This is a genomic window from Pseudomonas sp. 05N431, from assembly GCF_056397005.1.
Genome location: NZ_JBFTMN010000019.1, coordinates 1 through 13,196, shown reverse-complemented (window position 1 = coordinate 13,196; position 13,196 = coordinate 1). Strand labels below are relative to the sequence as shown.

13 protein-coding genes are annotated in these 13,196 nt (G+C 57.5%); 9 read left to right on the top strand and 4 right to left on the bottom strand.

What is annotated here, in order from left to right; translation table 11 throughout:
• Positions 1–14: 14 nt before the first annotated feature.
• From AC1DIG_RS24720 to AC1DIG_RS24710, 3 genes are all read right to left on the bottom strand, one after another.
• Positions 15–287, bottom strand: coding sequence for a TfoX/Sxy family protein (locus AC1DIG_RS24720; protein WP_019691679.1), 273 nt, complete (start codon positions 285–287; stop codon positions 15–17).
• Between the two features lie 223 nt (positions 288–510).
• Positions 511–855 (bottom strand): pentapeptide repeat-containing protein, encoded by a 345-nt coding sequence (locus AC1DIG_RS24715; RefSeq protein ID WP_427534208.1) that lies wholly within the window; start codon positions 853–855, stop codon positions 511–513.
• 92 nt (positions 856–947) lie between these two features.
• Positions 948–2,504 (bottom strand): bifunctional aminoglycoside phosphotransferase/ATP-binding protein, encoded by a 1,557-nt coding sequence (locus AC1DIG_RS24710; RefSeq protein ID WP_477769414.1) that lies wholly within the window; start codon positions 2,502–2,504, stop codon positions 948–950.
• Between the two features lie 117 nt (positions 2,505–2,621).
• Here AC1DIG_RS24710 and mrcB point away from each other — a divergent pair, with 117 nt between their 5' ends.
• The 3 genes from mrcB to AC1DIG_RS24695 are packed head-to-tail and all read left to right on the top strand — an operon-like array spanning position 2,622 to position 6,055.
• The gene (gene mrcB, locus AC1DIG_RS24705; RefSeq protein WP_477769413.1) at positions 2,622–4,946 is read left to right on the top strand and encodes a penicillin-binding protein 1B; all 2,325 of its coding nucleotides are present in this window, start codon (positions 2,622–2,624) and stop codon (positions 4,944–4,946) included.
• 15 nt (positions 4,947–4,961) lie between these two features.
• Positions 4,962–5,720 carry a tetratricopeptide repeat protein gene (locus AC1DIG_RS24700; protein WP_477769412.1) on the top strand — a complete coding sequence of 253 codons (759 nt, stop codon included), beginning with the start codon at positions 4,962–4,964 and terminating at the stop codon, positions 5,718–5,720.
• Positions 5,720–6,055, top strand: coding sequence for a YqcC family protein (locus AC1DIG_RS24695; protein WP_477769411.1), 336 nt, complete (start codon positions 5,720–5,722; stop codon positions 6,053–6,055). Before AC1DIG_RS24700 ends, AC1DIG_RS24695 begins: the two co-directional genes overlap by 1 nt.
• A gap of 18 nt (positions 6,056–6,073) precedes the next feature.
• Here the strand turns inward: AC1DIG_RS24695 and AC1DIG_RS24690 are convergent, their stop codons facing one another.
• Positions 6,074–6,496: a DUF4124 domain-containing protein gene (locus AC1DIG_RS24690; protein WP_477769410.1), complete on the bottom strand. Its 423-nt coding sequence runs from the start codon at positions 6,494–6,496 to the stop codon at positions 6,074–6,076.
• Between the two features lie 399 nt (positions 6,497–6,895).
• Between AC1DIG_RS24690 and AC1DIG_RS24685 the strand changes: the two genes are divergently transcribed.
• The 6 genes from AC1DIG_RS24685 (at position 6,896) to msrQ (ending at position 12,878) form a co-directional block, all read left to right on the top strand.
• A complete protein-coding gene (locus tag AC1DIG_RS24685) occupies positions 6,896–8,620 on the top strand; it encodes an acetolactate synthase 3 large subunit (protein ID WP_477769409.1) in 1,725 nt (574 codons plus the stop codon).
• A gap of 2 nt (positions 8,621–8,622) precedes the next feature.
• Positions 8,623–9,114: an acetolactate synthase small subunit gene (gene ilvN, locus AC1DIG_RS24680; RefSeq protein ID WP_003176102.1), complete on the top strand. Its 492-nt coding sequence runs from the start codon at positions 8,623–8,625 to the stop codon at positions 9,112–9,114.
• A gap of 48 nt (positions 9,115–9,162) precedes the next feature.
• A complete protein-coding gene (gene ilvC / locus AC1DIG_RS24675) occupies positions 9,163–10,179 on the top strand; it encodes a ketol-acid reductoisomerase (protein WP_003185459.1) in 1,017 nt (338 codons plus the stop codon).
• A 144-nt stretch (positions 10,180–10,323) separates the two neighbouring features.
• Positions 10,324–11,181, top strand: a complete 858-nt coding sequence (pssA, locus tag AC1DIG_RS24670; protein ID WP_054595577.1) for a CDP-diacylglycerol--serine O-phosphatidyltransferase — start codon at positions 10,324–10,326, stop codon at positions 11,179–11,181.
• 63 nt (positions 11,182–11,244) lie between these two features.
• Positions 11,245–12,258, top strand: a complete 1,014-nt coding sequence (msrP, locus tag AC1DIG_RS24665) for a protein-methionine-sulfoxide reductase catalytic subunit MsrP (RefSeq protein ID WP_477769408.1) — start codon at positions 11,245–11,247, stop codon at positions 12,256–12,258.
• Positions 12,258–12,878, top strand: a complete 621-nt coding sequence (msrQ, locus tag AC1DIG_RS24660; protein ID WP_477769407.1) for a protein-methionine-sulfoxide reductase heme-binding subunit MsrQ — start codon at positions 12,258–12,260, stop codon at positions 12,876–12,878. Before msrP ends, msrQ begins: the two co-directional genes overlap by 1 nt.
• Positions 12,879–13,196 lie beyond the last annotated feature (318 nt).

Sequence of the window (13,196 nt, the reverse complement as noted above, 5' to 3'; positions counted from 1 at the left end):
GTAAATGCTGGGCTTTAGACCTTGTGACGTGACGAAATGGCTTCAAGCTGTTTATTGAGTGCTTCCTTGCGATCAGCGGGGATATCGTTCCAGTGCACATCCATCAGCGCCCCCTCAATCGCATACAACAACACCTTCGAGGCGCGAAACCCGCGAGTGCGTACCGCCCGATAAGCATCTACAGCGCCCAGGCGGCGCAAGTCCGAGGCGCTGTGGATGCCCACGGCATGCAGCCATTGCGCCGATGTCTTGCCAAGGTTTTTCAGGTGTTGCAGTTCATCATTCATCAAGCCTCCTTGCGACAGCCGAAGAGTGCGTGGGCAAGCCTCACAGGAGTGTAGCGGTCAGTAGGAAAAGCGTGGTTGTTTGGTCAGTTTGAACGCAAAAGCTTCTAAGGCGTTCTACCAGATAGTTCTGGAAAGGGCGGTAGCGGCGGCAGGAAAGAACTTGGGAGTCAGGCATGCAGTCCGGCGCGCAGCAGGGGCACCGGACTTCAGGTGACGGCAGGTGTTAGCGGGTGCGGTAGCGCAGGCGAGTGCCGAAATTCATCGACATGAGAATTTCGTCAGCGCTCAGCTCGGAGGGAAAGTAAGCGCCGGAGATTTGTGCGTGGGCCAGGCTCGCGCCTTCCAGGGACGAATCACGAAAATCAATGCCGCGCAGGTCGGCAGAGCGGAAGTAGGCATCGCTGAAATCAATACCTTCGGCGTTCAGCTCGCGCAGGTCGAGGCCACGAAAGTCGCCACCCACCATATCGATAGGCCCGGACTTGGGCCTTTCGCGATTGAAGCCTTCGATGTCGTCTTTGTGCAGCAGGGCGTATAGCGGGGTGTCGAGAAGTTTCGGCTGGCTCATAAGGTGTCACCTGTTGGTTTTATGACGCCAGTATAGTGCCACTATTTTGCAGGCGTGAAGCCGGTCAGGGCTTCGCGCCTGCATATAGTTTCTTACAGCCCTGGCAGACGCTGACGAATCTGCGCGATCACAGTGTCGAGGGTCCCGCTTTCATTGGTCTGAACGCGTTTGCTGCAGAGAATCTCTGCCGGAGTCAGTGGCTCGCGATTGGCTTGTTGGGCGGCGATAATGGCCAGGTTGGCGTCGGACGGATCGTTTTTGTCTGCCTGACGCTGCGCGAGCCAGCTCTCGATCACGGCTTGTGGCGCATTGCAATCGAGGATCAGGAACGGCGCACCGGTCGCTTCGGCGATTTTCGCCGCGCTGTCGCGTTGTTCACGCTTGAGGTAAGTCGCGTCGATGATCACCGGGAAACCGGCGCGCAGAATCACGCCAGCGATTTCATGCAGGCGGGTATAAGTGGCGGCACTGGCATCGGCGCTGTAGATACCGGCTTGCGGGTCGTTTGGCACCTGTTGCTCGCCGAACAGACGCTTGCGCTCGACATCGGAACGCAGGCGAATCGCCCCCAGTGCTTCTACCAGGCGCATGGCTACGTGGCTCTTGCCGACGGCGGAAACGCCGTGGGTGATCGCCATGAAGCGCGATGGAATGGTGCTGTAACTTTCCGCCAGGTTGGCGTAGTTGCGGTACTGGCGCAGGGTCGTGGCGCGTTGTACCGGATCGGCCTCGGCGGGCATGCTGAACAGGGCGACCTTGGCGCGAACCAGTGCGCGGTAGGCTTTATAGAAGTTCAGCAGCTCAAGGCCCTGATAATCGCCGGTCAGCTCCAGGTATTGGCTCATGAAGCGCCGAGCCAGGCTTTTCAGGCCGCGGTCTTCGAGGTCCATCGCCAGGAAACCGGTGTCGGCATAGACGTCGGTGAAACGGAACGGCTCGTTGAACTCGATGCAGTCGAAAATAACCACGTTGCCGTCGATCACGGTGGCGTTGCCCAAATGGATATCACCGTGGCATTCGCGGATGAAACCTTCAGCTTTTCGTTGTGCCAGCAGTGGTTTCAGGCGTTCGAAACTGCTTTCGGCCCAGGCTTGCAGGGCATCAAGTTGCAGCAGGTCGGCTTTATCGCTGAGGAACGGCCGAATTTGTTCGAAGTTCTGCCGCACCGGTGCCATGACGCTTTCAGGGGTGCCGGCTTCGTGAGCTGCCGGAACCTTCGGGGCGCTGAGGTGGAACCGGGCGATCTGGTTGGCCATCTCGTCGATGTGCGCAGTTGTCAGTTCGCCATTGGCTTGCAGGGTGCTGAGCAACTGGCTTTGCGGGAACTGGCGCATTTTCAGCGCGTAATCGAGCACCGGGCCGGTGCCGCCGAATTGCGGCGCTTCAACGCTGCCGGTGATCGGCAACACCTCAAGGTACAAATCGTTGGTCAGGCGCTGGTTCAGGCGCAGCTCTTCGCCGCAGAAATGTTCGCGCGATTCGAGACTGGTGAAGTCGAGGAAGCCGAAATTGACCGGCTTCTTCACTTTATAAGCATAGGGGCCAGTGAGCAGCACCCAGGAGATGTGCGTCTCGATGACCTGGAATCCCTCTACAGGATGCGGGTAGAGGGCCGGATTTTGCAGGGCAGCGATCAGGGACTGGCTCACAGGTGATCCTTCAGAGTCTGGGAAAATTCAAGGGCAACATTATGGCGGCAAGCCGGACTAACGCAAACCTCGCGGGGCTCATGTTGATCAGGAATAAAGTGCGTATAATCCGCCGCCATGACTCGTACCCGATCCCCTCGTTCCCCTAAAAAACCTCCTTCTAGCGGCCTGCGCCCCTGGTTAGGCTGGGCGCTCAAGCTCAGTCTGGTCGGCCTCGTAGTGCTGGCAGGCTTCGCGGTTTACCTTGATGCCGTGGTTCAGGAGAAGTTCTCCGGCAAGCGCTGGACCATTCCGGCCAAGGTTTATGCGCGTCCGCTCGAGCTGTTCGTCGGACAAAAGCTGAGCAAGGATGACTTTCTCATCGAACTCGACGCCCTGGGTTATCGCCGTGAAAGCGTGGCCAATGGACCGGGCGCGGCATCGGTCAACGGCAATACCGTCGATTTGAACACCCGTGGGTTCCAGTTCTATGAGGGGCTGGAGCAGGCTCAACCGGTGCGCGTGCGTTTCTCTGGCGATTACGTCGCCGAGCTGTCGTCGACCAACGGTTCAAAATTGTCGGTGGTGCGCCTTGAGCCGCTGTTGATCGGTGGCCTTTACCCGAAAAACCTTGAGGACCGCATCCTGATCAAGATCGATCAGGTGCCGCCGTATCTGCTCGATACGCTGGTGGCGGTGGAAGACCGCGACTTCTATCACCACTTCGGTGTGTCGCCGAAGTCGATCATGCGGGCCGTTTGGGTCAACACATCGGCCGGGCAAATGCGTCAGGGCGGTAGTACGTTGACGCAGCAGCTGGTCAAGAACTTCTACCTGACCAACGAACGCAGCCTGAGCCGCAAGCTGACTGAAGCGATGATGGCGATGCTGCTCGAGTTGCACTACAGCAAGCCGGACATTCTTGAGGCTTACCTCAATGAAGTGTTCATCGGTCAGGACGGCCAGCGCGCCGTGCACGGTTTCGGTCTGGCCAGCCAGTTCTTCTTCAGCCAGCCGCTGTCCGAACTCAAGTTGCATCAAGTCGCGTTGCTGGTCGGCATGGTCAAAGGACCGTCCTACTACAACCCGCGTCGCTACCCGGAGCGCGCGCTTGAACGACGCAATCTGGTGCTCGATCTGCTGGAACAGCAAGGTGTCGCTACTGCCGAGCAAGTCGCCGCGGCGAAGAAAATGCCGCTGGGCGTGACCAAGCGCGGCAGCCTCGCAGACAGTTCGTTCCCGGGCTTCCTCGATCTGGTCAAGCGTCAGTTGCGCGAAGACTACCGCGACGAAGACTTGACCGAAGAAGGTCTGCGGATCTTCACCAGTTTCGACCCGATCCTGCAGATGAAGGCCGAAGCCTCGGTTAACGATACCTTCAAGCGCCTTGCCGGCCGCAAAGGTTCGGAAGACGTTGAAGCCGCGATGGTCGTGACCAACCCTGAAACCGGCGAAGTCCAGGCGATGATTGGCAGCCGTCAGGCCAGCTTTGCCGGTTTCAACCGCGCGCTGGATGCCGTGCGGCCAATCGGTTCCCTGATCAAGCCGGCGGTGTACCTGACCGCGCTTGAAAAGCCGAGCCAGTACACCTTGACCAGTTGGCTGTCCGATGAATCCTTCTCGGTCAAAGGCGCAGATGGTCAGATCTGGAAACCGCAGAACTATGATCGTCGCTCCCACGGTACGGTTTTCCTCTACCAGGGGCTGGCGCATTCCTACAACCTGTCGACTGCGCGTCTGGGGCTGGAAGTCGGTGTACCGAACGTCCTGAAAACCCTTGGGCGTCTGGGTATCACTCGCGAGTTTCCGGCCTTCCCGTCAATGTTGCTGGGGGCGGGTGGCATGACGCCGATAGAAGTGGCAACCATGTACCAGACCCTGGCCAACGGCGGTTTCAACACGCCGATGCGCGGGATTCGCAGCGTACTGACCGCCGAAGGTCAGCCGCTCAAACGTTATCCGTTCCAGATTCAGCAGCGTTTCGATCCGGCTTCCATCTACCTGATCCAGAGCGCCATGCAGCGTGTGATGCGTGAAGGTACCGGCAGCTCGGTTTACAACGTGCTGCCCAAGACGCTGACGCTGGCGGGTAAAACCGGTACCAGTAACGACTCGCGAGACAGCTGGTTCGCCGGTTTCAGCCAGGATCTGCTGGCAGTGGTCTGGCTGGGGCGCGATGACAACGGCAAGACGCCGTTCACCGGTGCCACGGGCGCATTGCAAGTCTGGACCAGTTTCATGCGCAAGGCCGACCCGTTGCCGCTGGATATGCCGCAGCCGGATAATATCGTTCAGGCCTGGGTCGACTCGCGCACCGGGCAGGGTTCTGAAGCCAACTGCCCAGGCGCAGTGCAGATGCCGTATATTCGCGGCAGCGAACCGCCTCCTGGCGCTGCGTGCGGTGGTTTAGGCCCCTCGCCAGGCGAATCGGTGATGGATTGGGTCAAGGGCTGGATGAATTAAGCGAGAGGGTTTCAAGTGAACAAGTGGTTTATTCCAGCGGTTACGGTGACAGCTCTGGCTTTGCTCAGTGGCTGCTCCAGTGTGCAGCACGGCTCGATTCCAGTGGTCGACTCCGGTACGGCCGTATCCAACAGTGAGCGGATCTCTGCCAATGGCGGTTTCCGCAAAACAACCGTGAAGCGTCCGGCACAAGCCCAGACTCAGGCGATCCCGCAGGGTGACACTGGCGTAGTGGTGATGATCCCGGGCGGTGGCGCGACGACGTCGACGCCAATCAGCACTCAACCGATCAGTCCAGGCCCGATCAGCTCCGGTCCGATTACACCGGGTCCGGTCGACAGCGGACCGCTCCAGTCGGCACCGATCAATCAGGGTAACTACAGCATGCCCTCGACGCCGAGTGGAATTCCTCCCTCCAGCAGCGCTGGCGGTTTGTCCGCCGACGAGCAACTGGACGGTCCGGTGTTGGCCTTGCTGACCACCGCTCAGCAACAACAGGCCAGCGGTGATCTGAATGGCGCATCCTCCAGCCTCGAGCGTGCTCAGCGGGTTGCTCCACGTGAGCCGCAAGTGCTTTATCGTCTGGCGCAGGTGCGCTTGGCCCAGGGTGATGCAGCGCAAGCCGAGCAGTTCGCTCGTCGCGGTTTGACGTTTGCCAATGGGCGTCCGGATCTGCAGGCAAGCCTGTGGGAGCTGATCGCCCAGGCGCGTGAGAAACAGGGCGACTCCGCAGGCGCGGCGCAGGCTCGTCAAAAGGCCAAGGTTTCGCTTTGATGGATGTCCGTTTTCCAAAGATTGCTGAACAGCTGCTGCTGATCGAGCGCGAGTTGCGTCTTCAGGGCTGGTGGGACGAGGTTGCGCCAAGCGCTGAAGCGCTGGCCAGTGTCGAGCCATTTTCCGTCGACACGCTGGATTTCGAGCAGTGGCTGCAATGGATCTTCCTGCCACGCATGAAGATCATCCTTGAGAACAATCTGCCGCTGCCGAATGCCTCGGGCATTCAGGAAATGGCCGAGATGGTCTTTGCTTCGCGTAATGTCCAGGGCAAGGATCAGCAGTTGCAAGCCTTGCTCAAAGAGTTCGATCAGCTCATCACGGCCTCCCGCTAAGCCGGAAACTGCCAGCGCCTACTGGCAGTTATCCTTGATCTGTTTTTGTGTTTCGGTGATGCGTTCCTGACGCTGTTGGTCTGTCAGGCGACGCATCTCACCATCGACTTCCTCGCGTAATCTCGGATTGTTCTGCAGTTGAGCCAGGTTCGTTCGTGCCTGTTCGCAGAACGTCTTGAGCTGGGCTTGCCGCTCGGCGATCTGCTTTTTCACTGTGCTGTCGATGACCTGTTGATCGCCTATCGCGCTACTGCGTGGTGGCGCGGTCGGTTTGCCGGCGGGCAGGGTGGGTTTCACCATAGTGGTGGCTTCCTGGCCCTGGGGCGGCTGTGCATCGAAATGGGTGACACCTTGGCCATCGATCCATTTGTAGATCGGACTGGCCATGCACAAAGGGCTCAGGCTGATCAGCAGACTGGCCGTGAAGAAGAACGTTCTCATGCCGTTTCCTTGTCGTGGGTGCGCAATTGAAGCTAACACACCTGCTGTTTAAAGGTTTTTTCTTGCGTTCTCATGCGCTTAGTTCGAATAAAGCACATTGACGGCTTGACTTGCAGAGGGCGAAACAGAAGAATCCAAAGTCCGCTGTAGAGGGACTGCCAGAAGCAGACCCACTCGGCAGATCATGAGGCGCACATCCGCGCCGACCTGTTACACCCGCAACGCGTTACCTCGCGCTGGGTGGGAAAGCCCCGCAACACTTGGGACGATCCCAATACTTGCTCAGTCAGTGCTGACGTAGTCGGCGACCACCGTCGCTCATGCTCTGCCGAGAAGTAAACCTATTAAGACCCGTCCCCTTTATGTGGGCGGTATTCTGGCGTTTTAGAGGTGAACAACGTGGAGCTTTTATCTGGCGGTGAGATGCTCGTCCGCTTTTTGCGTGACGAAGGCGTCAAATATATCTACGGGTACCCAGGTGGTGCTCTCCTTCATGTATACGATGCCCTGTTCAAAGAACCGGAAGTGACCCACATCCTGGTTCGTCACGAACAGGCTGCGACCCATATGGCTGACGGCTATGCCCGTGCTACCGGTAAAGCCGGCGTAGTACTGGTGACCTCTGGCCCGGGCGCAACCAACGCCATCACCGGTATTGCCACGGCCTACATGGACTCCATTCCGATGGTGGTTATTTCCGGCCAGGTGCCTAGCAGCATGGTGGGCACCGATGCATTCCAGGAAACCGACATGATCGGTATCTCCCGGCCGATCGTGAAGCACAGCTTCATGATCAAGCACGCGTCGGAAATTCCGGAAGTCATGAAGAAAGCGTTCTACCTGGCGCAATCCGGTCGTCCTGGTCCTGTCGTTGTCGATATCCCGAAAGACATGACCAATCCGGCCGAGAAATTCGAATACGTCTTCCCGAAAAAAGCCAAGCTGCGTTCCTACAGCCCGGCTGTTCGCGGTCACTCCGGGCAAATCCGCAAGGCAGCAGAAATGCTTCTGGCGGCCAAGCGTCCAGTGCTGTATTCGGGCGGCGGCGTGATCCTCGGCGGTGGCTCCGCGCCTCTGACCGAGCTGGCGCAAATGCTCAACCTGCCAGTGACCAATACCCTGATGGGGCTGGGTGCTTACCCTGGCACCGATCGTCAGTTCATCGGCATGCTGGGCATGCACGGTAGCTACACCGCTAACCTGGCCATGCACCATGCTGACGTGATTCTCGCTGTCGGCGCGCGTTTTGATGACCGCGTGATCAACGGCCCGGCCAAGTTCTGTCCGAATGCCAAGATCATTCACATCGACATCGACCCGGCTTCGATTTCCAAGACCATCAAGGCAGACGTGCCTATCGTTGGCCCGGTTGAGAGCGTCCTGACCGAAATGGTCGCGATCCTCAAGGAAATCGGCGAGACCCCGAACAAGGAGTCCGTTGCCAGTTGGTGGAAGCAAGTTGATGAGTGGCGCGGTGATCGCGGCCTGTTCCCTTACGACAAGGGCGATGGCAGCGTCATCAAGCCGCAGACCGTGATCGAAACCCTGTGCGAAGTAACCAAGGGCGATGCCTTTGTGGCCTCTGATGTGGGGCAGCACCAGATGTTCGCGGCGCAGTACTACAAGTTCAACAAGCCGAACCGCTGGATCAACTCCGGTGGCCTGGGCACCATGGGCTTCGGTTTTCCGGCGGCCATGGGCATCAAGCTGAGCTTCCCGGATGCCGACGTCGTCTGCGTGACGGGCGAGGGCAGTATCCAGATGAACATTCAGGAACTGTCCACCTGTCTGCAATATGGCTTGCCGGTCAAAATCGTCATCCTGAACAACGGTGTTCTGGGTATGGTTCGCCAGTGGCAAGACATGAGTTACGGCAGTCGTCACTCGCACTCCTACATGGAGTCGCTGCCTGACTTCGTCAAGCTGGCAGAGGCCTATGGTCACGTCGGCGTGCGCATTACCGACTCGAAGGATTTGAAGTCGAAGATGGAGGAAGCGTTCGCGATGAAAGATCGCTTGGTGGTGCTCGATATTTCGGTCGACACCAGCGAGCACGTCTATCCGATGCAGATCAAAGACGGCTCCATGCGCGATATGTGGCTGAGCAAGACGGAGCGTACGTAATCATGCGGCATATTATTTCCTTGCTTCTGGAAAACGAACCGGGCGCTCTGTCTCGTGTAGTCGGCCTGTTCTCGCAGCGCAACTACAACATCGAAAGCCTGACCGTGGCACCTACCGAAGACCCGACCCTGTCGCGTCTGACGTTGACCACTGTTGGCCACGATGAAGTCATCGAGCAGATCACCAAAAACCTGAACAAGCTGATCGAAGTGGTCAAGCTGGTCGACCTGTCGGAAAGCGCTCACATCGAGCGTGAACTGATGCTGGTCAAGGTCAAGGCCACCGGCGCCCAGCGCGCCGAGATCAAACGCACTACCGATATTTATCGTGGACAGATCGTCGATGTCAGTGCCAGCGTGTATACCGTTCAATTGACCGGTACCAGCGACAAGCTCGACAGTTTCATTCAGTCGATCGGCACTGCCTCGATTCTGGAAACCGTACGCAGTGGCGTCACCGGGATTGCCCGTGGCGACAAAGTACTCAGCATCTAAACCAAATTAGCGAATGGCCTGAACGGCCTGGATATATAGGGGAAATTCATGAAAGTTTTCTACGATAAAGACTGCGACCTGTCGATCATCCAGGGCAAGAAAGTTGCCATCATCGGTTACGGTTCCCAGGGCCACGCTCAAGCGTGCAACCTGAAAGACTCCGGCGTTGACGTTACTGTCGGTCTGCGTAAAGGTTCGGCCACTGTTGCCAAAGCCGAAGCTCACGGCCTGAAAGTGACTGACGTTGCTTCCGCTGTTGCTGCTGCCGACCTGGTCATGATCCTGACCCCGGACGAGTTCCAGTCTGCCCTGTACAAGAACGAAATCGAGCCGAACATCAAGAAAGGCGCCACTCTGGCCTTCTCCCACGGCTTCGCGATCCACTACAACCAGGTTGTGCCACGTGCTGACCTCGACGTGATCATGATCGCGCCGAAGGCTCCGGGCCACACCGTGCGTTCCGAGTTCGTCAAAGGCGGTGGTATCCCTGACCTGATCGCTATCTATCAGGATGCTTCCGGCAACGCCAAAAACGTTGCGCTGTCCTACGCTGCTGGCGTTGGCGGCGGCCGTACCGGCATCATCGAAACCACCTTCAAGGACGAGACCGAAACCGACCTGTTCGGCGAACAAGCCGTTCTGTGCGGCGGTACCGTTGAGCTGGTCAAAGCCGGTTTCGAAACCCTGGTTGAAGCTGGCTACGCGCCAGAAATGGCCTACTTCGAATGCCTGCACGAACTGAAGCTGATCGTTGACCTCATGTACGAAGGCGGTATCGCCAACATGAACTACTCGATCTCCAACAACGCCGAGTACGGCGAGTACGTTACCGGCCCTGAAGTCATCAACGCTGAATCCCGTCAGGCCATGCGTAATGCCCTGAAACGTATTCAGGACGGCGAATACGCGAAGATGTTCATCAGCGAAGGTGCTACCGGCTATCCTTCGATGACCGCCAAGCGTCGTAACAACGCTGCGCACGGCATCGAGATCATCGGCGAGCAACTGCGCTCGATGATGCCGTGGATCGGCGCCAACAAAATCGTCGACAAAGCCAAAAACTAAGTCACGAGCTTGTACAGAAAACGCGGCTTAGGCCGCGTTTTTTCGTTTGAGTGGTCGGTTCTGGTATAAAGCTGCATCGTTTGCGGCCGAACCGTTGTTGCAGACACCTGTCGAAACTTTCCACACCGTTGCAAGGTAATGTCCATGAGCGAACGTCCCGAAGAGCCAAACCAGGCCTCTGACGCCGAAAGCCTGCTACCCATCGATGAGCATGTCGAAGAAGGGCATGACGCTGAAGGCCGTAAAGTCCGGCATCGTGGTATCTATCTTCTGCCGAATCTGTTCACCACTGCGAACCTGTTCGCAGGGTTTTACTCCATCATCAACTCGATGAGCGCCCAGAGCGCCTTGAGTGCCGGTGATGCTGCAAGCGCGAGCAAGTATTTTGCTTTCGCGGCGATTGCGATTTTCGTCGCCATGGTCCTCGACGGCCTCGATGGCCGGGTTGCCCGCATGACCAATACCCAAAGCGCCTTCGGTGCCGAGTACGACTCGCTGTCGGATATGGTCGCCTTTGGTGTCGCGCCGGCATTGCTGGCATTTGGCTGGGCGCTGGGGGATATGGGCAAGGTTGGCTGGATGGTTGCCTTCATCTATGTCGCGGGCGCGGCATTGCGCCTGGCGCGCTTCAATACTCAGGTAGGCACTGCAGACAAGCGCTACTTCATCGGTCTGGCCAGTCCGGCTGCGGCGGGTGTGGTTGCAGGTATTGTCTGGGCATTCAGCGATTACGGGATTCAGGGCTCCAAGATGTCCTTCCTGGTTGCGCTGATGGTTGCAGCCGCCGGGATGCTGATGGTCAGCAACATCAAGTACAACAGCTTCAAGGAGTTGGACCTGAAAGGCCGCGTACCTTTCGTGGCGATCCTGGCTGTGGTGCTGGTGTTTGCGGTGGTCTTCAGTGATCCGCCACGCATTTTGCTGCTGGTTTTCCTCGCCTATGCAGCTTCTGGCCCGGTGCAGTACCTGTTGCATCTTCGTCGGCACAAAAACGCCGAGTGATGTAATTTCCCCCATACTCCGCAGTCTATTGGTGCATCTGTCCTCCAATTCTGCGGAGTTGCCATGTTATTCAAGTTTCCCAAGTCGTCCGACTGTCATGAGTCGGATGTTACGCCTGAGTCTCTCTATCTCACTCGTCGCAGTGTGCTTGGTGGGGCTATCGCCGGTATGGCAGTCAGCGGCCTGCCGCGTTGGGCCAGCGCAGACAGCGCGGCTCGGTACGCGGATGTCGAGCCGGGCAAGGCGCCTTCCTGGTTTTCCGAAAAACTCCCTGCAACCAAATGGGAGGCGATTACCGTCAAGGATGAGGCGATCACGCCGTTCAAGGACGCGACTCACTACAACAACTTCTATGAGTTCGGTACTGACAAGGGCGATCCCGCGCAAAACGCTGGCGCGCTGAAAACCGAGCCGTGGTCTGTGGTTGTCGATGGCGAGGTGAGTAAGCCGGGGCGTTATGCGCTGGAGGACTTCATGAAGCCGTATCAGTTGGAGGAGCGCATCTATCGCCTGCGTTGCGTAGAAGCCTGGTCGATGGTAATTCCGTGGATCGGTTTTCCCATCTCGGCGTTGCTCCGTCAGGTCGAGCCGACCTCCAAGGCAAAGTACATTCGTTTTGAAACCTTGCAGGACCCCAAGACCATGTCGGGGCAGCGCTCTGGTTTTGCCCTGATCGACTGGCCCTATGTAGAAGGGCTGCGTCTGGATGAGGCGATGAATCCGTTGGCGATTCTTGCGGTTGGCATGTATGGCCGTGAGCTGCCCAACCAGAACGGCGCTCCGTTGCGTTTGGTGGTGCCTTGGAAATACGGGTTCAAGAGCGTCAAATCCATCGTGCGTATCAGTCTGCTCAGCGAGCAACCGAAAACCACCTGGCAGAGCATCACGTCCGATGAGTATGGCTTTTACGCGAACGTGAACCCGACGGTTGATCATCCGCGTTGGACTCAGGCCAGGGAGCGGCGTTTGCCGAGCGGGTTGTTGAAGCCTAATGTGCGTGACACGCAGATGTTCAATGGCTACGGGGATGAAGTCGCTTCTCTCTATAGCGGTCTCGACCTGCGGAAGAATTACTGATGCGTTTTCCAGCGTGGCGCATTAGCGTCTTTATAGTTGCAGCGGTGTGGCCGTTTCTCTGGCTGTATGAAGCCTGGAGTTTTGCCTTGGGGCCGGATCCCGGAAAAGTACTGGTTGATCGACTGGGGCTGGGGGCGCTGGTCCTGCTATTGATCACCTTGAGCATGACGCCTGTACAGAGGCTGGCAGGATGGGCGGGTTGGATTGCCGTTCGGCGGCAGCTCGGGTTGTGGTGCTTTGCTTATGTTGTTCTGCATTTGAGCGCCTATCTGGTTTTTATCCTCGGTCTTGATTGGTCTCAGTTGGGGGTAGAGCTAAGCAAGCGCCCCTACATTATTGTTGGCAGTCTGGGATTCCTTGGTCTTCTGGCGCTGGCGGTTACATCCAATCGTTATAGTCAGCGACGGCTGGGTGTCCGTTGGAAAAAGTTGCATCGCTTGGTCTATGTGATTCTTGGCCTTGCATTGCTGCATATGCTTTGGATAGTTCGGGCAGATCTAAAGGAGTGGGCGATCTATGCATCTATAGGCGCGCTGCTGTTAGTGCTGCGAGCACCATCCCTAATGCGCAGAATCCCTCGTTTGATGACCAGAAAAGCACCTTCTGCAACAAAAGCGTAATTAACCCTTGACGGCAGATTCTGGAAGTCTATAATTCGCCCCACTTCCGGCGCAGTCGAAACAGAAAACTCCTTGGTAAACAAAGAGTTACGCAGTTTTCGACAGCGGTTACGCTTCAGTTCATCGAAGTCCGAAGGAGTTGGTAAGGCAGTGTGTTTTCGCCTTATTAACGGTTCGATCATCTCGGTCGAAAGCGGAGAAAAAGAGGTGTTGACAGCAGCGAGTAACGCTGTAGAATTCGCCTCCCGCTAACGAGAGATCGGAAGCGCAAGTGGTTGAAGTTGCAAAGGAAACTTTGAAAACTTCTGAAAATAACCA